This is a genomic window from Pseudomonas artemisiae (assembly GCF_057128685.1).
In genome coordinates, this window is record NZ_JBSKHS010000004.1 from 229,562 (window position 1) to 252,208 (window position 22,647).

Below are 22,647 nucleotides of genomic sequence, written 5' to 3' on the forward strand. Positions count from 1 at the left end.
CAGCTAGCGGGTCTACCGAGCAATACTTGGCATCGAAGGCGGTCTTCGGTGCAGCGGCCGAGATCAGAACATGAACGCCATCCCCGACACAGTAGGATTCCTGGGCTTTGATGTATTCGGCACCGTGGTGGACTGGCGAACCAGCGTGGCGCGCATCGCCGAGCCCTTTATTGAGTACTACCGGGTGCCGGTGGACCCCCTGGCGTTCGCTGACCGGTGGCGAGCCCTGTATCAGCCGTCTATGGAGCGCGTTCGCTCAGGGGAACGGCCGTTCGTAACCCTGGATGTATTGAACCTGGAAAACCTGAAAACCGTTTTAGCTCATCTGGATGCTGATGTAAGCAGCATCCCTGAGGCCCGGCTGGTGACCCTTAATACCGCCTGGGAACGCCTGGACCCCTGGCCGGATTCGGTACAGGGCCTTACCCGGCTTAAACGCAAATTCGCCATCGGCCCACTTTCCAACGGCCATATCGCCGGCATGCTTAACCTCTCTAAATATGCAGGCTTACCCTGGGACGTGATCGGCGGAGCGGAGCTTAGCCAGTCCTACAAGCCCCAACCGGTCACCTACCTGAGGACACTAGCGGCGGTAGGCCTTTCTCCAGAGCGAACGGCCATGGTTGCCGCCCATAATGCTGACCTGGCTGCCGCCCGTGAAGTGGGCATGCGAACCGTTTTTATTCGGCGGCCCACCGAATACGGTCCGAATCAAGCCGATAACCTGCAGGCAACCGAGGGTTGGGATGTGATCGCAGAATCCTTGACTGAAGCTGCCGACGCGCTGGGGTGTTGAACACCGCCCGCGTGGCTGCCACTTCCTTGGTAGAGTGGGCGCCCAAGCCCCTGTACAAGGCGTTACCTGATCAATGAAGCACGCGCTGTTCGTTTCGCTGGACGGGCCCAAGGGCACCGGGAAAACCACACTGCTGGAAGCCGTTGCCCAAGTACTCAGGGCAGAGGGCAAGAAGGTGATTCGCTTCTCCGAACGGAATCTGGACCCTAATAGGGCTGCCACCATGGCCCTGGTCAATCGGCTGGTCAGACACCCCAGCGAAGCATTGGAATTCGAGGTGTGCCGGCGTTTCGCCGAAAGCCGGGCCTGGATTTCCCGGCATGTGCTGGCCGAGCAGGCCCCAGGCTGCATCCTCCTGATGGACCGCTGGTACCCCTCCGAAGCAGCCTTTCGCCGGATAGTGCCCTTTACAGACATCCTACGCATGAACCTCGAACGCCAGGTGCGCGTGCCCGATTTGCATGTAGGCGTTGTGACCCGCCCCGACATTTCCTGGGCCAGGGCGGCAGCCCGGCGGCGCGGGCTCAGCAGCACCGTGATGTTCAACCTGGAAGAACAGATTGCCTGCACCCAAGCATTCGAGCGGGCGGTTGCGGAGCAGGGCTGGGTGCTGTGCCGTAATGAAGGGGGCATTGAAGAGGCGGTGGCACATGTGGTTGCGCAGGTGTATCGCGCAGCCGATTGATCCTGCCGTAGGAGCCAGCAAAGCTGGCGAACAGTGCGTCATGGCTTGCTTGTGCCGTACCTTCGCGAGCTTACGCTCACCCCTACAGGCGATGTGAGCCCACTAAGGGGCTACGCCTTGGTATAGCGCAACCACACGCCGCCATCCTCCTGCGCCTCGGCGGCGGTCAGTTTCAAGTAAGTCGGCTGCTTCCACGCCGTGGAGGACACCTCGAAGGACGCCGGATGCTCGCCACGGCCATCGACCAGGGGCAATATCAATACGCTTACTTCGTCTACCAGCCCGGCGTTAAGGAATGACCCACTGACATGGGGGCCGCCTTCGACGATCACCCGCTTGCACCCCAGCTCCTCGCTAAGAATGCTTAGCACGCGCTTAAGGTCGATCTCCTGTTCGCCCGCGAAGAGGTAGGACACATTGATCGATTGCAGATAGGCCAGGTAGTCATCCGAAACCCTTTCGGTCAGCACCTCGACCACGTGGGAATCTAACGCCTGATTGGTTTTCCAGCCCACCTTGCCCTGGGGGTCGATGGAAATGGCGTAGGCCTTGGCGTTACGGTCCGCGAAATGGTGTGTACGCGCAATAGGGCCCTTTGCCAGGCCCTTCGGATAACCCTCGTCGTGGGCGATTTCCTGCATGGTCACGCGGCCACAGACCCAGGCATCGAAATCAAAGGTTTGAGCCAGGGTTTCATAGCGCTCGCCAGCGGCTTTCTTGAAGGGGCGGTCCCAGCCGTCGGTAAGGGCGTGGCCGTCCAACGACGACATCATGTGGCAGATGACATAAGGCTGCATAAGCGGCTCCTTTAGTAGGTAAGCGACTTATAGCCGACCAGCCACGCCCGCTATGGGTTCAGCGCAATATCGCAGTTACCTAGCCAGCGGCAGCCATCGCGGTCACCTCTACACGCATGCCTTCCACGCCCAGTGCCGCGACCCCGACGGCGGCGCGAACGGGCCACGGCTTGCGGAAGTAACGCTGGTAGACCTCGTTGAAGCGCGCCCGCTCGGTGATGTCCGTCAGGTAAATGGTCAAGTGCAGCACACGGTCGAGGCTACTGCCGGCGCCTTCAAGAGCAACCTTGAGCGCGCGCAGGGTGCACTCACTCTGGGCGTCGATATCACCGAGCTCCAGGCTGCCGTCCGGCCGGGTAGGGATCTGGGTGGTGACCAGCAGCCCCCGGAAGCTGGCCACATCCGAGGAAATGGATTCCGGGTCGGGGTCGGGCAAAAAGTTGATATCCGCGTGGGTCATAAGGGCCTCGAACGTAAGACATAAGCTGCCACAAGGCAGGGCGGCGCCTATGATAGCCCAACAGGGCCCGCGATCTGCGCCTGTAGCGAAACCTCCACCGCCGTTGCGTACCCCAACGGTGCGTTTCATTCTGCCACGCGCCCTTAGCGTGCGCTCTCGACAGCCGTGGCCTTCTGTAGCAACTGCCGGGCGGCGTATTCATCCGCCCGCTTAGGGCATCTTGCTGATTTCTAAGCGGTATTGACGCGCGCTGATGCCACAGGTGGCAGATGGCACACTTTCTGCTCGGTATTCCGCTATGGCAAACTAACTTCCGCTATAGCGGAAATCACATTTGGCGGAGTGCACCCTATGCAGCGCATGATTGTTTCGTTCAAAACCCTGGCCCTGGGGGCCGTACTGGCCGTGGCAACGACGCCTTTGGTGCAGGCGGCCGATGCCAGCAAGTTGGACACTGTGCTGGCCCGTGGGCATCTTGTGGTAGGCACCGGCAGCACCAACGCGCCTTGGCACTTCCAGGGCGCCGATGGCAAGTTGCAGGGCTTTGATATCGATATTGGCCGCATGGTCGCCAAGGGTTTGTTCAATGACGCCAGCAAGGTCGAGTTCGTGGTGCAGTCTTCCGATGCGCGTATTCCCAACCTGCTGACCGATAAGGTCGACATGAGTTGCCAGTTCATAACCGTAACGGCTAGCCGCGCCCAGCAGGTCGCGTTCACCCTGCCGTACTACCGCGAGGGTGTAGGCTTGCTGCTGCCTGAGGCGAGCAAGTACAAAGAAATCGATGACCTGCGCACCGCGGGTGACAACGTAACAGTGGCCGTGCTGCAGAACGTGTATGCCGAGGAGCTGGTGCACCAGGCGTTGCCCAAGGCCAAGGTGGACCAGTACGACAGTGTGGACCTGATGTACCAGGCGGTGAACTCCGGCCGTGCCGATGCTGCCGCTACCGACCAATCCTCGGCGGCACTCTGATGGGCGTGATCATCGGCCTGGTGCTGACCTATGGGCGCTGGTGGGGCCGTTTGCCGTGCCGGGTGTACGTTGACTTGATCCGGGGCACGCCGGTGTTCGTGCTGGTGCTGGCCTGCTTCTATATGGCCCCTGCCTTCGGCTGGGCTATCAGCGCCTTTGGCGCCGGGGCACTAGGGTTGACCCTGTTCTGCGCATCCCACGTAGCCGAGATTGTGCGCGGCGCGCTGCAAGCCATCCCCAGCGGGCAATTGGAGGCGGGCAAGGCCATCGGCCTGACGTTTAGCCAATCGCTGGTCAACGTGCTGCTGCCCCAGGCGTTGCGGCAGATCCTCCCCACCTGGGTCAATTCCTCCACCGAGATCGTCAAGGCCTCTACCTTGCTCTCGGTGATCGGTGTAGCGGAGCTACTCCTCACCACGCAGCAGATCATCGCCCGCAACTTTATGACCTTGCAGTTCTACCTGTTCGCCGGGCTGCTGTTCTTCTTCATCAACTACGCCATCGAGCTGCTCGGGCGCTATATCGAAAAACGGGTGGCCTTGCCATGAATCAAACCATTAGCAACCAACCGCTGCTCAGTGTCCAGGGCTTGCACAAGGCTTACGGTGCTACCGAAGTGCTTAAGGGCGTGGACCTGAGCATGGACCGCGGTAATGTGCTGACGCTGATCGGTTCCAGCGGCTCGGGCAAAACAACACTGCTGCGTTGCGTAAACCTGCTCGAAGAGTTCCAGGGCGGGCGCATCCTGCTGGAGGGCCAGAGCATCGGCTACAGCGAGGTCGACGGCAAACGCGTGCGCCATCCCGAAACAGTGGTAGCGGCGCACCGGGCCATGACCGGTATGGCGTTCCAGCAGTTCAACCTGTTCCCCCACCTGTCGGCCCCGGAGAACGTTACCCTGGGGCTGCGCAAGGTAAAGAAAATGCCCCGCGACCAGGCCGTGGCCGTGGCCGAGAAATGGCTGGACCGGGTAGGCTTGCTGGCGCGCCGGGACCACCACCCGGGGCAGCTTTCCGGTGGGCAGCAGCAGCGGGTGGCTATCGCCCGGGCCATCGCCATGAACCCCAGCCTGATGCTGTTCGACGAACCCACCTCAGCGCTGGACCCGGAGCTGGTGGGCGAAGTGCTGGCCGTGATCAAGGGGCTGGCCGAGGAGGGCATGACCATGCTGCTGGTGACCCACGAAATGCGTTTTGCCTACGAGGTGTCCGACCAGATCGTGTTTATGAACCAAGGCCGCATCGAGGAGCAGGGCGCGCCCAAGGCGTTGTTTGATCGACCTCAGTCGGCCCGCCTGCAAGACTTCCTCAAGAACATTCATTTTTAGTTGGAAGGAGCTTCACATGAGCATTATTCGTTACGGCAGCGGCACCACGGCTGCCGGCGGAACCCCTCGGCCCTTCGCCCGCGCCGTTGAGGCCGATGGCTGGCTGCACGTCTCCGGCCAGGTGCCGGCGCGGGACGGGGAGATCGTCAGCGGGGGTATCGTTGAGCAGACCCACCAAGCGATGCACAACCTCGTCGCCATCCTGAGCGAGGCCGGCTATGGCCTGGAGCACGTGGTTAGGGTAGGGGTATGGCTGGACGACCCGCGAGACTTCACCAGCTTCAACAAAGTGTTCAGCGAATACTTTACCCCTGAGCACGCGCCCGCTCGCGCCTGCGTGCAAGCCAGCATGATGGTGGACTGCAAGGTGGAAGTGGACTGCATTGCTTACCGCGCCAAGGCGCCCTTGGCATGACCATGGCCTCACTGCAAGGGATGCTGGCGCCATGAGCGACGATGCAATCAAACGCAGGGCCCGCGGCCTGGACCGCGCCTTCGACATCCTGGACCACCTCAAGGCCACCGGTACGCCTCTGCGCCCCAACGAGATCGCCACGGGCATTGGTAGCCCTAAGTCCACCGTCTATGAGCTGGTAGCCGCCTTGTTGGAGCGCGGCATCCTCCAACCCGTGGGGCAGGACGGCCAAGTGTACCTGGGGCGGCAGCTGTACTTTCTCGGCCAGGCGCACCTGCGCCATTTCGACTTTACCCGCGAGGCGGAGGCAGCGCTGGGCGAGATCGTTGAGCGTACTCGGGAAACCGCGCAGATGTGCCTGCTCAACGGCCGCAAGTACACGGTTGCGCTGATGAAGGAGGGCGCCCGGCACTTTCGCATTTCATCGGACATCGGCGAAGACGCGCCCATTCCCTGGACCGCCTCCGGCCGGCTGCTGCTGGGGCACCTGAGTGATGAGCAGATTCTGGCGCTGATCGATTCGGAAGATTTTACCCTTCCCAGTGGCGAGCAGTTGCCCGAGCAACGCTTTATCGCCGAGGTGCGCGTCGCCTGCGCCGAGGGCTTTTTCTCCTTCGACAGTATCGCCGACACCTTCACCCACTGCTTTGCCGCCCCCGTGCGGGACAGCCAGGGCACCTGCGTGGCCACGTTGTGCATCGTTGCGCCCCGGGATGACGCCCGCGCCCATTATCAAGACTATCGCCGGGTACTGATCGACTGCGCCGACCGGCTTGCCCGCCGTACCCAGCATTGACCCTGGAGCCCCCAATGACCACTGCCCCCGTCGATAAAGGCGCCGCTCAACCGGGCCAGAGCCTGCTACAGGATGTAAGCCTGCCCGCGCTGGTGCTGTACCAAAGCGCCCTGGAGCATAACCTACGCTGGATGCAGGCCTTCGTTAGCAACGCTGGCGCACAGCTTGCCCCACACGGTAAAACCAGCATGATGCCAGCACTGTTTCGCCGCCAACTGGAGCACGGTGCCTGGGGCATCACCCTGGCCACCGCTACCCAAACCCAGGCCGCCCATGCCCACGGCGTGCGCCGCGTGCTGATGGCCAATCAGCTAGTAGGCGCGCCCAACATGGCGCTGATCGCAGGCTTGCTGGAAGACCCAGGCTTTGAGTTCCACTGTTTGGTGGACCACCCGGACAACGCCCGCGCCCTGGGGGAATTCTTCGCGGCCCGCGGCCTGCGCCTGAACGTAATGATCGAATACGGCGTGGTCGGCGGGCGCTGCGGCTGCCGTAGCGAACAGGCCGTGTTCGACCTGGCCGACGTGATCGACAGCCAGCCCGCGCTGGCCCTGACCGGCATCGAAGGCTACGAGGGGGTGATCCATGGCACTGAGGCCGTGACCGACATCCGCGCCTTCGCCGCCTCTCTGGTGTACCTGGCCGTTACCCTGATGAACAAAGGGCAATTCGCCCAGCCCCGTCCAATTGTTACCGCCTCGGGCTCGGCCTGGTACGACCTGATCGCCGAGGAATTCGACCGCCAGGCCGTATGCGACCGCTTCACCACCGTGCTCCGCCCCGGCAGCTACGTGGCCCACGACCATGGCATTTACAAGGACGCCCAGGTCGGCGTGCTGAACCGCCGCCACGATCTCGAAGAAGGCCTGCGCCCCGCGTTGGAAGTGTTCGCCTACGTACAATCCATGCCTGAGCCCGGCTTCGCCGTGCTCGCCCTGGGCAAGCGGGACGTAGCCCACGACGCCGGCCTGCCCAACCCCCTACGCTGCTACCCCGTCGGCGGTATCGCCGCCCAAGGTCAAGACATCAGCGCCTGCCAAGTCACCGCCATCATGGACCAGCACGCCTTTATGCAGGTAGCGCCTGGCTGTGAGGTGAGGGTGGGCGATATCGTCGCCCTGGGCACGTCCCACCCGTGCTTGACCTTCGATAAATGGCGGGTAGGGTGCTTGGTGGATGAGCAATTACGGGTGGTGCAGATGTTGGAGACGTGCTTCTAGGCGCGCGGGGGCTGGTTTCCGAAAATACCGTCTTGGCTCTCATCCCCCAAGGCGGGGTGCTTGTAGGAGCCAGCAAAGCTGGCGAATAAGGCGTCTATGATGCCTGAATCGCGCTGCTTTAACCCACTCTATGCCCAGTTCCAAGCCTTGCCGCCCCTATTTGCCAGTTTCACTGGCTCCTACACATTGGGCCGATTCGTTCGGTGTATGTGCGGGGCCCGGATTTGAATTTGATCGAGGTAGCTGAAGGGGTAGGGGGGTGATGGGGCGTGGGGCTGCCGAGAAGGGTGCTACCTGATTTATTCCTTATGAAGGTACGAGCTCGCGCCCGTGCAGCTCGTATTTGACGTTTTAGCTTCAACTTTCCTTAAGCACCGCCGCCACATTAATTTAATCATTAGTCAATTGCGCAATGGCATTCGGTCCTGAAACGGGTTCTTTGCAGCGTCCGGGCGAATGATTGTACGAATGATCTGGAGTTGCATATCTGTCAGGCCGCGGTAACGATTGCGCTCGGGATGAGTATTGATGACATGGCTTCAAAGCACCGCTCAACGGCGTCCGTGACATCTGTCCCGTAAAGCCAGAATTGCTAAACCGGCAGGCCTGGTTATCAATATCCAGATTTATGCTTTTGGCACAGGTGTAGAAAGTTAAGGTCGCGATTTAAACGTAGATGACAGAATAAGCATGGGCAACAGCAGTGCATCTCAGGTTTGCAGCAGCAGCGGTCCATATGGGCCTGAAGAGAAACATAGGCAGCCACGTTATTTAATCCATCACATGGACATGGTCCGTAGAGGGCGCGGACGTCAGGCGCAGTTTTGTCGAAGCAGTGGCCCAAAGCAGCCCAAAAACTCAGAAAATAATACCTTATTTAACATAATGTGCATTATAGGTAACAATATATTTCAGCATTCTGGCCCTATGCAGGGCGCTTTACGAAGGACTCGATCCTGCCTTTTACTGCCCCTAGCCGATGGGTCATCAACACCTATTTCTGCACTGCGCCATGAGCCCGCCCCTCAAGTCAGAACGCTCCTTAGAGCCTATGTCCTTTCCAAACAAGCCCCCTAACGCGATTCCCTATCCATAATCCCCAACACCACTGACGCGCCGAACAATTGCCGACCGTCGTGATCCGCCGCTCAATGCAAGCGGTACTGTCTTTAAAGCACGTATCACAGGCACCCATCCAGCGGCCACGTTTTTATAACGCAAACCACACGCCTGGGGCTTCGCTGGGCGGCCGTCACCCTATAAAGCCCCGAGAAACTCCACAGCTGCCCACACAACGCGCGCTGCTTGCGCCATCTGCCTTATTGCCTGGCTTAACTATGCTTTAGCCCGTTGTCGGTAACCTGGTTACAATCCAGGCAGCATGCACAACGCACCGCGCTACAGCTCCAAGCCCTCAGGCTGGATGCATTCAGGCTTACTACCAACATGACCAAGCAACACCTATTACCCAGGCCCAGCATTTTGAGCCTACTATTACGAGAAACCTCGATCATGCTAGCGCCCTAATAGCCCAGGCGTACTCCCTAAGCCTTCCAAGGTCTGTTCCAGGGCCTAAATCGCTTGGAGATCCCCCTTAACCCCGGCCCGTCATAAAATTGGCTTTTCCTCACTAAAAAGAGTAGACCTACTACCTCCCTGAGTACCCCCAGTCACCAATGCAATATCCGATAACTACCAGACCCGGATATTGCGTATTAACCACAATTCCCGCACGCTTACGCTTTCGCTCTGCTCGGTTTTGCCCATGCGCCCTCAACCTTTATTCGAACCCTTCGATCGCTTCCTCGACTTGCACTTTATGAACATGAGTGGCGAGTTGCCCGAGGTGGTCACTTACCTTACCCAGTGCCCTGAGGCGACTCGCCCTATCGAGAGTTACCAGGCAGTGCGTGGCTTCTTGAAATCTTACGCGGGTAATGAAGCTACCTTCACCTCTTACCGTACCCACGTGGAGCGTTTACTGCTGTGGGCTTTGTTGGTGGCCGGTAAGCCCCTGTTGGAGCTACGGCGCAGGGATGCCGAAGCCTTTATGGAGTTTTGCCTCAACCCCCCTGCTGACTGGGTGGGTCCTGTAGTGAAGTCACGCTTTGTGCGTGTGGGTGGCCGCAAGCGGCTGGAGTCGGATGTCTATACCCTCAACCCGGCCTGGCGGCCGTTTAGCGTCACCCTCGCTAAGCGGGAGCGGAAAATCGCCGCCGAGCGTATGCAGCCCCTGCCCTTACCCAGCTATAAGATGAGCCAGGGCTCGGTCGCCCAGGTGTTTGCGGTGTGCGGGAGTTTTTTCCAGCATGCCATTGATGAAGGGCTTACCGAGGTCAACCCCTTTCGGGCGGTGAAGCAAAAGTCCGTTTATAAGCAGCGCAATACGCTGGATGTTGCCTCGCGCTCACTTACCCAGCTGCAATGGACGTTTGTGATTGAAACCGCTGAGGTCATGGCGGCCGAAGACCCTGACCACGAGCGCACACTGTTTATCGTCGCGACCTTATACGCCATGTATTTGAGGATTTCAGATTTGGTTGGGCGGGATAACTGGGCGCCTAGCATGGGGGATTTGCGTCGGGATAGCCGTGGCAACTGGTGGTTTCATGTAATCGGTAAAGGCAACAAAGCTGCGAAGATCAGCGTTCGGGATGATTACATCCAAACCTATCTGGTGCGCTATCGGCACTATCGGCAGTTGTCACCCCTGCCCTCACCCCACGAAAAATTGCCCTTGATCAGTACACTGAAGGGCCGTGCGGGGTTATCGGATCGGCATGTGCGGTTGTTGCTGCAACAAGTATTCGATCGCTCTTTACAGCGTATGAAGGAGGAAGATTGGACGGACGATGAGATCGATCAACTGCGCTCTGCCTCGTTGCACTGGCTGCGGCATACCTCTGCAACGTTTGATGCGGCGCATCGGGACATGAAAGACTTACAGGCGGACTTGCGGCACAACAGCTTGAGCACGACGCAAAACACCTATTACAACTCCTTGGACGAACAGCGCGCGCATTCGGTTAAGGCGTTGAAGGTAAAGCGCGACGGCTAGCTGCGAGGGCCTCATTGAACGATGCACACCCAACGGTGGTTGTGACGATAAGGCGCGCGCGTGAACTGAATATCTGACACCAGCGTTATGCCGTTTTTCTGCAAGGCTCGGGTCAGTTGTTTGAGTGTATCGGCTTCGATGGTCATGGCAATTACCTCTACAAGGGTTCTACAAGGGGGTTTGCGTTCACTGCGCATACCTAGTTCTTGACCGTCCTTTTTTGGGTGGAATTCCTTTTGGGTGGGCAAATTCGATAGGCCTCGGACGAGCGGAATGCGCTTAATAGTTCAATCGCCAGTGGCCTGTTTATAGAGGCGCGGCGTGAAACCTGTGAGGGCTTTGAACTGTCGTGTGAAGGCGCTGTGGTCGGTATAACCGCATTGCAGAGCCACTTCGATGATAGGCAGGTCGGTGTGCAACAAGCGATGTGCGTGCTCCAGGCGGGCTTTCTGGACCATTTGCCGGGGGGTGAGGTGAAACACCCGCTTGCAGTAACGTTCCAATTGGGCCACCGACAAGCCGGCGATGCCGGTCAGCTGCGTCAGGGTTATGCGCTGGTGACCGGGCTGCAAAACCAAACGAGGGCTGCATTTGACGGCCTATAGGCTAGCAAGGTTCTAAAAAAGGGCATTTTGCCACTATTTGTTGTACTTCCATCGGCTTGTTCTTGTCTATCACAACGCAACGGGCCAGACTCCGCGCACCGAACGAGGAGGTGACTGTGGATCTGCAACGCCGTAACAACGTACAGGTGGCGGGCGAAGGGCCGGCAACCTTGGTTTTTTCCCATGGCTTTGGCTGCGATCAGACCATGTGGCGGCACCTGGTACCGGTGTTCAGCAAGCGTTTTCGCACGGTGGCTTATGACCTGGTAGGCGCCGGCCAGTCAGACGAGCACGCCTACGACCACGTCAAATACGCGAGCCTCGCGGGCTACGCCGAGGATGTGAACGAACTGATTGCCGCGTATGGCCAGGGGCCGGTGATCTACGTGGGGCATTCGGTGAGCTGCATGATCGGCGTGCTGGCCGACCGCCAGGTACCCGGCCAGATCGCGGCCCATATGATGGTAGGGCCCTCCCCTTGCTACATCAATCAGGGCAGCTACATCGGTGGCTTCGATCCGGAGGATATCCAGTCACTACTGGACACCCTGGAAAGCAACTACCTGGGCTGGGCCAGCAATATGGCCCCGGTGATCATGGGCGCGCCCGGTGAGCCTGCGTTTGGCGAGGAGCTGACTAACAGCTTCTGCCAAACCAACCCCGACATCGCACGGCAATTTGCCCGTACCACCTTCCTCAGCGATAATCGCCGTGACGTCGAAGGCCTGGCCACACCCACGCTCATCCTGCAATCCAATCAAGACCTGATCGCCCCTGTCACCGTGGGCGAGTATTTGAACCGCGTTATGCCCAACAGCACCTTGACCATCATAGACAACGTCGGCCATTGCCCCCACCTGAGCGCGCCCAGCCCCTGCGCATCAGCCATGACCGCGTTCCTGGCGAAATGGGCGCTGGGCTAACATGCTGAGCCGGCAACCGCCCCTGGGCGCGGAAACCCTGTTTGAAGGCGCTGCCTGCGGGTTACTGATTACCAGTGAAGATGGCTTGATCCTACGCGCCAACACCACCTTTTGCTCGTGGCTGGGGTATGCCAAGCACGAGCTGGCGGGCAGGCGGTTCCAAGACCTGCTGACCATGGGTGGGCGGATATTCCACCAAACCCACTGGAACCCGCTGATGGCCATGCAGGGCTCGGTGCGCGAGGTAAAGCTCGAACTGCTCAACCATCAGCGTCAGGCCGTTGCGGTGTTGATCAATGGTGCCCGGCGCGAGCAAGGGGGCGTGTATTACCACCAATTGGCGATATTCGGCACCACCGATCGAGACCGCTACGAGCGTGAAATCCTGCGGGCACGCAAGGCCGCCGAAGAGGCGCTGCAAGAAAAAACCCGTGCTGAAGCGGCGCTGCTCGAAGCCCAGCGGGAATTGAATCGGGCTTATACCGCCACCCATGAACGGGCGGTGTTCGCGGAACAGATGGTGGCTATCGCCAGCCATGACCTCAAAGCCCCCTTGATCGCCATCGGGGTAGGTAGCGAACTGTTGGGCCGGGGCACGCTGTCCGAGGCGGAGGTGCGCATTGCCGAACACATCCGCGCCTCCGCCAACCGGGCCGAACGCATGGTCGCGGATTTGCTGGATTTTACCCAGGTCAAGGTGGGCAGTGGCATCCGTATTCGCCCGCGGTTGGTGGACCTGCACGCGCTGGTGGACAACAGCCTTGAAGAATCGCGAGTGGCCTTCCCACGCGCTGTGCTTATTCATCACCGAGTCGGTGCCGGCCTGGCGCCGCTGGACAGCGACCGGGTACAGCAAGTTGCGAGCAACCTGATCGCGAACAGCGTTGCCTATGGCGACCCAAGCCGCCCCATCTCGGTAACCACCGCCTTCGAGAATGGCCGCGCCAGCGTGTGCGTGCACAACTTCGGGCCGGTCATTCCCGAGGCGCTTCAGGGCGAGCTGTTCGAACCCATGGTGCGTGGGGAGGCCAACGGCGAGCGGCGCAGCGTGGGTTTGGGATTGTTTATCGTCAGGGAAATCGCCCAGGCCCATGGTGGCGCAGTGGCGGTGGTGTCTGGCGAAGAGGAAGGTACGGCCTTTACCGTAAGCTTCCCCTTGGCGGTTGCTTAACGCTGCCTCCGCGGCCGGGTCGAGGCAGCGCTTGGTAGCGCTTAGTGTTTACCCACGAGCTTATACAGCGTGGTTTCCAGCGCGGGCGCCTGCTTGGGCTCGAAGAAGCTCATGTCCGGGATGCGCGAGTCGGTCACATACACGGTACCGTCCGGGCCCTGAGTAAAGGTATCCGGCCACACCATGTCTTTGTCCTTAAGCAAAACCTTAACCTCGCTGCCCTGGCGCACTTTAATACTGTGATCCTCTACCGAGCTGATATACAGCTGGCCCGTGGCATCCATCAGCAGACCGTCGGCAGGGCCGTTCTCACCTACCTTTTGTACTTTACCTGGCAGGTCTGCCAGCGCACCGGTTTGCAAGTCAGCGGTGGCGATCTTATAGAGCGTGTTGCCCTTCACGGCTTGCCAGTACAGGCTGTCTCCGGTAGGCGACAACGCAATGCCATCGGCTGAGAATTGCACACCGCGGCCATCCGGGCGTTGCAGAGGTTTGCCATCAGCTTTGACCTGCACGCCTTTTTCGAACTGGGTGCTGGGGCTACCATCCAGCGCGCGACGAGCCTTACCGGTCTCAAGGTTGACGACTACAATGGCGCCGCTGGTGCCAGAATCGGTAATATAGGCGAACTTGCCATCAGGGCTCAGACGCACGTCGTTCAGGTAGCTTCCCTGGGGCGCTACATCCAGCCCGAAGGGGTAAACCTTAGCTACTGTGTTGCTGGCCAAGTCGATCTTCACCAACTTAGGCGCCCCTGCTACCACGTGTGCCTGGGCTGGCGCGCCGGCATCGATCACCCACAAGCTGCCACGCTTGTCCGCCACTACAGACTGCACGCACACCCACTTGTCGCCAGGGGTCAGGCTATCTTGCTTGGCATTGCGCCAGCTGTTCCAGCTTTCATCTGGGTAAGTTTTCAATTTACCGTCGGGCATCAGCTCGGCAACAGATACTGCGGTGTCTTCGGTCCAACGCGGAAAGTTCACGAACAACCGGCCCTGCTCGCTGGCTGTTACGCCAGTGACCTGGTGATCGAAGCTGGCCACTTTTTCTAGGTGATAGCTAGGTTCGGCCACGGCCTGTTGGGTCAAAGCCATACCGGCCATTAGCGTTGCCAGGGCAAAGGGGGCAAAGCCTGCGCGTAAATTCATCAGCCACTCCAGAACATTAAAGGGTTAACCACACACGCAGAGTTGAGCCTCGGCGTTCGGCCTTGGTTCCATCGATCGCGTAGCGGTGACTGTCCCGGGGGACTAGCCCTGGGTGGGGGCCTAAGCGCTACACTGGGGCGGTTCAATCACTGGAAAACCTCCCATGAGTGACTCAAGCTACGTTCCGCCAGAGGTCTGGAAGCACGAAGCCGCGGTTGGCGGGCAATTTGCCAGCATCAACCGGCCGGTAGCTGGCCCTACCCATGAAACCAACCTGCCAGTGGGCAAACACCCCCTACAGTTGTATTCGCTGGCAACGCCCAATGGCGTAAAGGTCACAGTGATGCTCGAAGAGCTGTTGGCACTGGGCCTAAACGCGGAGTACGACGCCTGGCCCATCCGCATTGCCGACGGCAACCAGTTTTCCAGCGGGTTCGTTGCCGTAAATCCCAACTCTAAGATTCCAGCGCTGATGGACCACGGCGGCCCTGAGCCGGTGCGCGTATTTGAATCCGGAGCCATTTTGCTGTACCTGGCCGAGAAGTTCGGCGCCCTGCTCCCCACCGGCCATGCCGAGCGTACTGAAACCCTCAACTGGCTGTTCTGGCAGATGGGCGCCGCGCCCTACCTGGGCGGCGGTTTCGGTCACTTTTATGCCTATGCGCCGGAAAAGCTTAAATACCCCATCGACCGCTTCACCATGGAGGCCAAGCGGCAGCTTGATGTACTCGATCGCCGCCTGAGTGAACAGCCATGGCTGGGCGGTAGCAGCTACAGCATCGCCGATATCGCGGTGTGGCCTTGGTATGGCGAACTGGTGCGGGGCAATCTCTATAATGCTGCCGAGTTCCTATCTGCCCATGAATACACCCATGTAACGGCCTGGGCGAATAAGATCGCCGAACGCCCAGCGGTCAAACGTGGGCGGCGGGTGAATCGCCTGTGGGGTGATGAGGCCGAGCAGGTGCCCGAGCGTCATCAAACCAGTGACTTAGATTGAGCACGCCATGCCATGAACCTAGCGGTGAATGAACAATGGCTGCGCTAGCTTTTATACCCGTCGAGGCTCGGCCTACGCCTGCGGCGTAGGCCGGGTATTCCTGCTGCCCTCTTCCATGCTATTGATGCACAGTACTTATCACTGTGCCTGCGCCCATGAGCATTAAATTTGACCTTAACGACCTTCAGGCCTTCCGCGCCGTGGTCGAGCACAACAGCTTTCGCAAGGCCGCTGATACGCTGCGTATCACTCAACCGGCACTCAGCCGGCGGGTAGATAAGCTGGAAACCGCCTTGGGTGTGCGCCTGTTCGAACGCACCACTCGCAAAATCAGCCTCACCACCGTAGGCCGAGCGTTCCTGCCTCAGGTTGAACGTATTCTGGACGATCTGGACCTTGCCTTGATGACGGTCGCGGATGGGGCCGGGCTGCGCGCTGGCAGCGTGACCATTGCCTGCGTGCCTTCAGCAGCCTACTACTTCATGCCATCGGTCATCGGCACGTTTCATCAGTTGTATGCGCGTATACGAATCAAGGTACTGGATGTAAGCGCCAATGAAGTAAACGGCGCGGTGGCCTTGGGCGAGGCGGACTTCGGCTTGACCTTCACAGGGAACCTGTCACCGGAAGTCGACTTCGAGCCGCTGCTCCAGGAGCACTATGTGCTGGCGTGCAGGCGGGACCATCCCCTGGCGAGCCGAGCCCGGGTAACCTGGACTGAGCTGTATGAGCACGATTACATTGCCCTGGACCGCACCTCCGGCAACCGTTTGGTGCTGGACCAAGCCTTGAAGCACCTGCCGCCGCCCAAGCCGAGCCTGTGCGAAACCCGGCATGTGACTACCTTGATCGGTATGGTGGAGGCCGGTTTGGGGGTAGCGGCGGTGCCTTCCATCGCACTGCCGGTAGGTGGGCACCCTATTTTGATGGGAGTGCCCTTGGTAGAGCCAGAGGTGGCACGCACGGTAGGCCTGATCACCCGCCGCGGGCGTACCCTCACCCCCGCGGCGTTGGAGCTGCACCGGCTGGTACAGCAGATGCCGCAGCGTTTACCGGGGCACTGAGTCCAACCCGGTGGCCTGTACCTGCTGCTGCACCTGGGTAGAGGCCAGGTAATCCAGCAGAGCCTTGGCCTCTTTGGGGTGCTGGGCGCCGCGGGGAATGCCGGCGGCAAAGCGCGTGACTGACTGTACGTCTTCGGGGATCTTACCTACGAAGGTCACGCCCGGCACGGGCAGCAGTTCCGCCACCTGTTGCAGGCCCACCTGGTAGTCACCCGTGGCCACCACGGACGCCACGGGAGTGCGCTCGATCATCGTCCCCTTGGGGCCTACTTCCTGCTGTATGCCGAGCTTTTTGAACAGCTCTTTTTCCACATAGACGCCACTGGCGCTGTCGGAATAAGCCACAGACTTAGCGTTTAGCAATACCGCCTTGAGCGCGGCGTCCGTGTCGATGGCGGGTTTTTCGCTACCGGCCTTGATCACCATACCAATGCGCGAATCCGCCAGCTCGACCCGCGAGGCCGGGTCCACCGCCCCTTGCTTGATCAGCTCGTCCAGGGCATAGCCCACCATAATCACCACATCGGCCGGCTCGCCTCTCGCCAACCGGTTGGGAATGGCCTGCGGTGCCTTACCCATGGACGGCCCTGAGAGGGTGTCCAAGGTATCGCCATGGCTTTTGGCATAGCGTGGCGCCAAGCGCTCGTAGGCGGCGCTAAAGCCACCGGAAATCATCACCTTCAGTTCCTCGGCCTGGGCCGCGTTCAGTGCAAGGCAGCTGGCCAGCAACGCGGCCAAGTTGTGTTTAAACACAGGTTTCATGGTGTAGCTCCTTTTTATTGTGAAAGTGCCGGTTGCGCCCGTACAGAAAGCTGGCGGTATAACACCAGGGTAGCGCCCAGGGCGCAGGCAGCGGCAAAGCTCATCCAGTAGGCCGGGGCTGCCTTGTCGCCGGTAAGGTGAATCAGCCAGGTAGAGATCGCCGGGGTAAACCCGCCAAACACTGCCGTTGCCAGGCTATAGGCCAAGGAGAAGCCGGCCACCCGCACCTCCTCGGGCATGATTTCAGTCAGGGCCGGGATCATCGCCCCGTTATACATTCCATAGAGGAAGGAGAACCACAGCAGGGTCTCCAGCATGTGACCAAAGCTCGGCGCTTGCGCCAACAGCGACAGCGCGGGGTAGGCAGTAAGCAAGGTGAGTACCGTCATCGCCACCAACAATGGTTTACGGCCAAAACGGTCACTGAGCGCCCCACCGATAGGCAGCCAAACGAAGTTGGACACCGCGACCAGCAGGGTCACCAGCAAAGCATCGGCGGTGCTCAGTTGCAGCACGGTCTTGCCGAAGGTGGGCGCGTACACCGTGATCAGGTAGAACGCCGTGGTGGTCATGGCCACCATCAGCATCCCCGCCAGCACAATTGCCCAGTTATGGACCAAGGTGGCAATCACTTGGCGCATCGTTGGGCGATGGGCACGCGTAGCGAAGGCTTCGGTTTCCTGCAACTTGCTGCGCAGCAGGAAGATAAACGGGATGATCAGGCAACCGATGGCAAAGGGTATGCGCCAGCCCCACTCGGTTACCGCCTCGGGCGCCAGGGACTGGTTGAGCGCGTAGCCTAAGGCTGCCGCCACCATAATGGCCACCTGTTGGCTGCCGGACTGCCAGCTGGTGTAGAAGCCTTTGCGGCCTGGGGTGGCCATTTCTGCCAGGTACACGGACACGCCACCCAACTCGGCGCCGGCGGAGAAGCCTTGCAGCAGCCGCCCCAGCAGCACCAGCAGCGGCGCCCACAGGCCGATGGATGGATACCCTGGCACCAGCACGATCAGCAGCGTACCGCTGGCCATGATCGACAGCGTTACGATCAAGCCTTTGCGCCGACCCACGTCATCGATATACGCGCCTAGAATCACCGCCCCCAGTGGACGCATCAAAAAGCCCGCGCCGAACACCGCGAAGGTCATCATCAAAGATGCGAACTCGCTGGCGGCAGGGAAAAACGCTTTGCTGATCTGAGTGGCATAGAAGCCGAACAGGAAGAAGTCGAATTGTTCGAGGAAGTTACCCGAGGTCACCCGGAACACAGCCCCCGCGCGCGAGGTACCACGCGCGGGAGATACAGGTGGTGTGTGCGACATAAAAATCTCCAGCGGTCTTATTGATATGTTGTTAACGCTTCAGACCGTTGGAGTTTGCTTGACACATCTTGAAACGATAAGTGCTAAGTTTGCATGTATTGATGCATCTCGGTTATCAATAGCCGCTAGCGGCCCTGGCCCAGCCAGCATTGATACAGCCCCTTAGGCATGCCAACAGCGGTACCAGCCGTCTTGCTCGGTGATACGTAACTGCGTGCCGTACAGGGCGGAAAGGCTCTGGCTAGTCAACACCTCGGCCTTGGGGCCATCGGCGATGATACGGCCCTGCGCAAGCAACACCACGCGCTCGATTTCCGGGATGATCTCATCGATATGGTGTGTGGTGATGAGCATTGCCCTGCCCTGGCCACAGAACGCGCGCAGCAACGTGAGCATGCCCAGGCTGGCGCCCATGTCCAAGCCGTTGGCCGGCTCATCAAGGATCATGGCCGCAGGCTCGTGCACCAAGGCCCTGGCCAACAACAGGCGGCGCCTTTGCCCAGTAGATAAGCGCTGGAACAGACTGTGTTCATGGCCTGCCATATCCACCGCCGCCAGCAGCTCTCGGGCCTTGTTTAACTGCGCCTCGCTGGGTTGCTGGTGCCCATGGGCGCCGATGGCCCCAAAGAACCCTGACACCACCACCTGCAGCGCCGGGGTGTAGGGCGTGTAGTCGTCTTGCAGGTCCTGGGACACGAACCCCAGGCGGCTGCGCAACTCCCACAGGTTCACCCTGCTGCTGCCGAACAGCTTCAGATGGCTTTCGTCGCGGTCCAGCGGATACAGCTCACGGGTGATCAGCTTAAGCAAGGTACTCTTGCCCGCCCCGTTCGGGCCTAGAATGGCGACCTTTTCGCCCTCGCCAATGTGTAGAGAAAAGCCTTCCAGCACGCGGGTTTGTTGTTGAAAGGCGGTAACGTTATGAAATTCGATCATGGCTGGCTCAAACACCGGTACGGAAGATGAACGTTAGGCGCCTATCAGTTCTGGTTCAAGTAACCTTGCTTTTCTACAAAGCAAAGCGTGCAAGGGCCGCCAGGTTCAGATTGCAGCAAGACCTTGCACAGGCTACTTTCACTACAGCTTTAGCCTTCCTATTCAAGGTTGTTGCGCACCTGTGTTTACAGCCTCTCCTAGCCGCCTGGACACGCCATGATCACTCTCGAAGAGCTCAATACGTTTATCGCTAACCCGGAACTCGGTGGCGACATTTCCAACATCTGGAGCCTGATCGGCCAGCACTATGAGCAAGCCCAGGCCTCCTTGCCTGCGGACCAAGCGATGGTACGCAAGGAGCTGTCTTTCCATGATCACGTGCGGTTACTGGGCTACCTGGCCCTACTGTTGGGCGATACCCCAGGGGACTTGGTCGAAATTGGCGTGTGGAAAGGAAAATCTCTGGTATTGATGAATGAGGTGAGCAATCACGAGCGCCGAGTGATCGGGATCGACCCCTTCGTGCTCCCCAAGCAGTTCGAAGAGTTCAGCCACTACAAGGCGCTGCTGTTACCAGAGGCACACATCCTTCGAGGTTTCTCCGAACTGTGCGCCGAGCGCTTCCAGCAATTGACCCCAAAGGTCGCTTTGCTGCATATCGACGGCGGCCATGAAGGGCGCAACGTCCTGTTGGATTTCCTGCTCTATGCCCCTTCGGTGGTGCGGGGCGGCTTTGTGGTATTCGACGACTACCGAGACTTCACCCACTCCCCGGAGGTAGGCCCAGCCGTGGACTTGCTCAGGGCGGCAGGTTACTTCAAGGGCTATAACATCCTGGGCTGCGTGCATGGCTTCGAGAACAGCTACCTAATTCAGAAACTCTAGCCCAAGGCTACTGGTTGGCAGGCAGCGGCCAAGCACCCTGGCCCACAGGGCTAAGGTGTCCCGGCGTGGGCTGCAAGCGCCGTGCGATGACCTCAAACAGCGCGCTGCCCTGACGTGGAACCGGGTCTGGCAGGCCTGCGTCCGCAGCCTTCCAGTACGCCCAAGGCACCGGTGTGGTGCCCAGTTCGTAGTCCATGCCATCCCAGGCATCTTCTCGGTAGGCATAGAACGCCCAGTGCACGCCTTCATTCTCCAGGGAGGTCAGCACGTCATCCAGGTAGGTGGCGCAGCCGGGCCAACGCCTCAAGCAGCCGAACTCCCCCACCACCAGGCGCTGGGCGGGCAGGCCCACGCCCCTAGCCCAACGGGTGAACTGCCCCAGGTAATCAGCCACGCGCGCGCGGTCCCACTGTTGAATGTCGCCAGCGAACGGCGCCAACCCTGGGTACGGGTACAGGCGCTGCCCGGGTTTGGGTTTGAACATGGCCGGGTTGCTGGTGGCTTCGTAGGGTTCGTACATGTGCACGCTGTACAGGGTGCGAGGGTCGCTCACAGGCGCGGGCCAATAACCGAAGCTGTCCGCGGCGGCGTACCAGCCAGCGTCCAACATGACCGGCGTATGTGGATCTACCTCGCGAATGGCGCTGATTACCTGGGCATAGAACGCCGGCAGATCCCGCCCGCTGCCTTGACGGGCCGCGTACCAGGAAACCCCCTGGGCACCAGGCGCATGTTCAGGCAGGTCGCTCTCACGTTCCGGGGCGGGCTCGTTTACCACGTTATAGGCCGCCACTGCCGGATGCTCCCGCAGGGCCAAGGCCAGGTCGCGCCAGAACGCCACGGCCTCCGCCCAATGACGCTGGTGTTGCCATAGGCGGTCGTCGAAGGCGCCATTATTGTTCTGTGCCCAACGCATCAATGGCAAAGACAGGGGCGCAATGACCACCTTCAGCCCGGCCTGGTGGGCTCTGTCCAAGGTGTCGAGCAAGGTCGCCAGGTCATGCACGTTCAGGCTGTCATAGACATCGGCATCGCCCAGCAGAAAGTCCCGGTCCTCGCTTTCCCACTTGTCATAGGCCAGGCGTACCCAGCTCGCCCCGGTGCCTGCCAAGGCATCGAAATAGGCCTGGTTGGGCGGCAGCCGGTTAAAACTATTGGCGCCGCGCTGGGTACTGCTCCAGAACCCCATAAGGTCTGCCGCCGACGGCCCAGGGCCCAAAGGCCAACACAGGGCCAGAATACAGAACAGGACACGCCTCACGGTGACTCTCCGCTTGCTCAAGTAGGCCATAGACACTAGCGAGCCGGCCTTCCGGTAGATGCAGGACATTTCCGAAAGCCATGTAGGAAAGTGGGAATTTCACCCCTCCATGGCCTTGGGCGCGGCCGGGCTGATAGAGTAGCGCGCCCTAACGGCCACCCCCCGGAACGCCCCGCGCCCATGACTGCTCTGGTTGTCTTTCGCTTTTTGCATTATTTCGCCGTGCTGAGCCTGTTTGGTATCAGCCTGTTTCGTCCGCTGCTGCTCAAAGGCGCGCCGCAGTTGCCCGCCCTGCGTCGGCGCATGGACCCAGTGCTATGCCTGGTGGCTTTGCTGGCGCTCTTATCCGCCGTGGGTTGGTTGGCCAGTGTCAGCGGCAACATGGCAGGTGACTGGCGCACCGGCTTGCAACCAGCCACCTTGCGCACGGTACTGCTTGATACCCACTTTGGCCGGGTATGGGCCGCCCACGTGGTGATTTGCCTGATGCAACTGGTCTGGTGGCGGTTGCCCGGGCAACGCTCGCCTACTCCCGCGCTGGCGTTATCTACCCTCGCGCTGGCCACCTTGGCGCCGGTAGGACACACCACGATGCTACAAGGCACCACAGGCGTGTTGCTGTTGCTCAACCATGTGCTGCACCTTGCGGCCGTTGGGGCCTGGATAGGCGCCCTGGCACTGCTGGGCTGGGTCGCGACGCAACCCCTTGGCCTGCATCCAGGCCGCCTGGCTGTTGCGTTCGGCCGCTACGGGCTGGCATTGGTGTGGGTCATCGCGTTGACTGGCGTGTTCAACCTATGGGCTATTGCCGGCAGCCTCTTGCCCGGGAAAAGTGCCTTTGGCCTGGTGCTGAGCGTGAAGCTGTTGGCCGTGGCGGGCATGGTCGCGCTGGCGGCTTGGCATCGAGCACGGGCATTAAAGGCAGACTCAGCGAACCTGCGCCTTACCTTAGGCCTCGAATGGCTTTGTGGCCTTGGCGCCCTTGCCGCGGTGGCATTGCTTGGCACTCTGCCCCCAGGCGGCTGACCGCGAGCGCGG

Annotated in this window: 21 protein-coding genes and 3 pseudogenes; 15 read left to right on the plus strand and 9 right to left on the minus strand. The window is 60.2% G+C overall.

The features are described 5' to 3' along the window. The first annotated feature begins 70 nt into the window (after positions 1 to 70). Positions 71 to 796 carry a haloacid dehalogenase type II gene (locus ACWKV4_RS07210; RefSeq protein WP_483831386.1) on the plus strand — a complete coding sequence of 242 codons (726 nt, stop codon included), beginning with the start codon at positions 71 to 73 and terminating at the stop codon, positions 794 to 796. A 73-nt stretch (positions 797 to 869) separates the two neighbouring features. Beyond that, the gene (locus tag ACWKV4_RS07215; protein WP_483831387.1) at positions 870 to 1,481 is read left to right on the plus strand and encodes a nucleoside/nucleotide kinase family protein; all 612 of its coding nucleotides are present in this window, start codon (positions 870 to 872) and stop codon (positions 1,479 to 1,481) included. Between the two features lie 110 nt (positions 1,482 to 1,591). Here the strand turns inward: ACWKV4_RS07215 and ACWKV4_RS07220 are convergent, their stop codons facing one another. Both ACWKV4_RS07220 and ACWKV4_RS07225 read right to left on the minus strand, forming a co-directional pair. Then, the gene (locus ACWKV4_RS07220) at positions 1,592 to 2,278 is read right to left on the minus strand and encodes a dihydrofolate reductase family protein (RefSeq protein WP_483831388.1); all 687 of its coding nucleotides are present in this window, start codon (positions 2,276 to 2,278) and stop codon (positions 1,592 to 1,594) included. Positions 2,279 to 2,357: 79 nt separating this feature from the next. Then, positions 2,358 to 2,738, minus strand: coding sequence for a RidA family protein (locus tag ACWKV4_RS07225; protein ID WP_483831389.1), 381 nt, complete (start codon positions 2,736 to 2,738; stop codon positions 2,358 to 2,360). 360 nt (positions 2,739 to 3,098) lie between these two features. On the opposite strand from ACWKV4_RS07225, the pseudogene ACWKV4_RS07230 reads away from it, so the two are divergent. From ACWKV4_RS07230 to ACWKV4_RS07260, 7 genes and pseudogenes are all read left to right on the plus strand, one after another. Then, positions 3,099 to 3,701 (plus strand): annotated as a pseudogene (locus ACWKV4_RS07230) (transporter substrate-binding domain-containing protein); the annotation flags it as partial. Next, a pseudogene (locus ACWKV4_RS07235) lies at positions 3,695 to 4,261 on the plus strand (amino acid ABC transporter permease); the annotation flags it as partial. The pseudogenes ACWKV4_RS07230 and ACWKV4_RS07235, both read left to right, overlap by 7 nt. Next, positions 4,258 to 5,040, plus strand: coding sequence for an amino acid ABC transporter ATP-binding protein (locus ACWKV4_RS07240; protein ID WP_483831390.1), 783 nt, complete (start codon positions 4,258 to 4,260; stop codon positions 5,038 to 5,040). The pseudogene ACWKV4_RS07235 and the gene ACWKV4_RS07240, both read left to right, overlap by 4 nt. Positions 5,041 to 5,056: 16 nt before the next feature. Next, positions 5,057 to 5,455 carry a RidA family protein gene (locus ACWKV4_RS07245; protein ID WP_483831391.1) on the plus strand — a complete coding sequence of 133 codons (399 nt, stop codon included), beginning with the start codon at positions 5,057 to 5,059 and terminating at the stop codon, positions 5,453 to 5,455. 31 nt (positions 5,456 to 5,486) lie between these two features. Next, positions 5,487 to 6,251, plus strand: coding sequence for an IclR family transcriptional regulator (locus ACWKV4_RS07250; RefSeq protein WP_483831392.1), 765 nt, complete (start codon positions 5,487 to 5,489; stop codon positions 6,249 to 6,251). A gap of 14 nt (positions 6,252 to 6,265) precedes the next feature. Then, positions 6,266 to 7,471 carry an amino acid deaminase gene (locus ACWKV4_RS07255; RefSeq protein WP_483831393.1) on the plus strand — a complete coding sequence of 402 codons (1,206 nt, stop codon included), beginning with the start codon at positions 6,266 to 6,268 and terminating at the stop codon, positions 7,469 to 7,471. A gap of 1,759 nt (positions 7,472 to 9,230) precedes the next feature. Further along, positions 9,231 to 10,529, plus strand: coding sequence for a tyrosine-type recombinase/integrase (locus ACWKV4_RS07260; protein WP_483831471.1), 1,299 nt, complete (start codon positions 9,231 to 9,233; stop codon positions 10,527 to 10,529). An 11-nt stretch (positions 10,530 to 10,540) separates the two neighbouring features. On the opposite strand, the gene ACWKV4_RS07265 is transcribed toward ACWKV4_RS07260, so the two are convergent. Together ACWKV4_RS07265 and ACWKV4_RS07270 are read right to left on the minus strand one after the other, a co-directional pair. Then, positions 10,541 to 10,726 (minus strand): hypothetical protein, encoded by a 186-nt coding sequence (locus ACWKV4_RS07265; protein ID WP_483831394.1) that lies wholly within the window; start codon positions 10,724 to 10,726, stop codon positions 10,541 to 10,543. A gap of 90 nt (positions 10,727 to 10,816) precedes the next feature. Then, a pseudogene (locus ACWKV4_RS07270) lies at positions 10,817 to 11,089 on the minus strand (helix-turn-helix transcriptional regulator); the annotation flags it as partial. A 161-nt stretch (positions 11,090 to 11,250) separates the two neighbouring features. On the opposite strand from ACWKV4_RS07270, the gene ACWKV4_RS07275 reads away from it, so the two are divergent. Both ACWKV4_RS07275 and ACWKV4_RS07280 read left to right on the plus strand, forming a co-directional pair. After that, complete coding sequence (locus ACWKV4_RS07275; protein ID WP_483831395.1) at positions 11,251 to 12,057, plus strand: alpha/beta fold hydrolase; 807 nt, start codon at positions 11,251 to 11,253, stop codon at positions 12,055 to 12,057. A 1-nt stretch (position 12,058) separates the two neighbouring features. Next, positions 12,059 to 13,228 (plus strand): PAS domain-containing sensor histidine kinase, encoded by a 1,170-nt coding sequence (locus ACWKV4_RS07280; protein WP_483831396.1) that lies wholly within the window; start codon positions 12,059 to 12,061, stop codon positions 13,226 to 13,228. 41 nt (positions 13,229 to 13,269) lie between these two features. Here ACWKV4_RS07280 and ACWKV4_RS07285 read toward each other — a convergent pair whose 3' ends face one another. After that, positions 13,270 to 14,379 (minus strand): L-dopachrome tautomerase-related protein, encoded by a 1,110-nt coding sequence (locus ACWKV4_RS07285; protein WP_483831397.1) that lies wholly within the window; start codon positions 14,377 to 14,379, stop codon positions 13,270 to 13,272. 163 nt (positions 14,380 to 14,542) lie between these two features. Here ACWKV4_RS07285 and yghU point away from each other — a divergent pair, with 163 nt between their 5' ends. After that, entirely contained in the window at positions 14,543 to 15,379 is an 837-nt protein-coding gene (gene yghU / locus ACWKV4_RS07290) for a glutathione-dependent disulfide-bond oxidoreductase (protein ID WP_483831398.1), read from the plus strand. A 155-nt stretch (positions 15,380 to 15,534) separates the two neighbouring features. Beyond that, positions 15,535 to 16,443, plus strand: a complete 909-nt coding sequence (locus ACWKV4_RS07295; RefSeq protein WP_483831399.1) for a LysR family transcriptional regulator — start codon at positions 15,535 to 15,537, stop codon at positions 16,441 to 16,443. Here the strand turns inward: ACWKV4_RS07295 and ACWKV4_RS07300 are convergent. The 3 genes from ACWKV4_RS07300 to ACWKV4_RS07310 all read right to left on the minus strand — a co-directional run bounded on the left by ACWKV4_RS07300 (position 16,429) and on the right by ACWKV4_RS07310 (position 19,463). Further along, a complete protein-coding gene (locus tag ACWKV4_RS07300; protein WP_483831400.1) occupies positions 16,429 to 17,205 on the minus strand; it encodes a substrate-binding domain-containing protein in 777 nt (258 codons plus the stop codon). The two genes, ACWKV4_RS07295 and ACWKV4_RS07300, sit on opposite strands and share 15 nt — an antisense overlap. A gap of 14 nt (positions 17,206 to 17,219) precedes the next feature. Next, positions 17,220 to 18,527 (minus strand): tricarballylate/proton symporter TcuC, encoded by a 1,308-nt coding sequence (gene tcuC, locus ACWKV4_RS07305; RefSeq protein WP_483831401.1) that lies wholly within the window; start codon positions 18,525 to 18,527, stop codon positions 17,220 to 17,222. 162 nt (positions 18,528 to 18,689) lie between these two features. After that, positions 18,690 to 19,463, minus strand: coding sequence for an ABC transporter ATP-binding protein (locus ACWKV4_RS07310; protein WP_483831402.1), 774 nt, complete (start codon positions 19,461 to 19,463; stop codon positions 18,690 to 18,692). A gap of 216 nt (positions 19,464 to 19,679) precedes the next feature. Here ACWKV4_RS07310 and ACWKV4_RS07315 point away from each other — a divergent pair, with 216 nt between their 5' ends. Beyond that, a complete protein-coding gene (locus ACWKV4_RS07315; RefSeq protein WP_483831403.1) occupies positions 19,680 to 20,348 on the plus strand; it encodes a class I SAM-dependent methyltransferase in 669 nt (222 codons plus the stop codon). A gap of 7 nt (positions 20,349 to 20,355) precedes the next feature. On the opposite strand, the gene ACWKV4_RS07320 is transcribed toward ACWKV4_RS07315, so the two are convergent. Continuing rightward, complete coding sequence (locus tag ACWKV4_RS07320; protein ID WP_483831472.1) at positions 20,356 to 21,537, minus strand: glycoside hydrolase family 5 protein; 1,182 nt, start codon at positions 21,535 to 21,537, stop codon at positions 20,356 to 20,358. Positions 21,538 to 21,789: 252 nt separating this feature from the next. On the opposite strand from ACWKV4_RS07320, the gene ACWKV4_RS07325 reads away from it, so the two are divergent. Further along, positions 21,790 to 22,635: a CopD family protein gene (locus ACWKV4_RS07325; protein WP_483831404.1), complete on the plus strand. Its 846-nt coding sequence runs from the start codon at positions 21,790 to 21,792 to the stop codon at positions 22,633 to 22,635. Positions 22,636 to 22,647 lie beyond the last annotated feature (12 nt).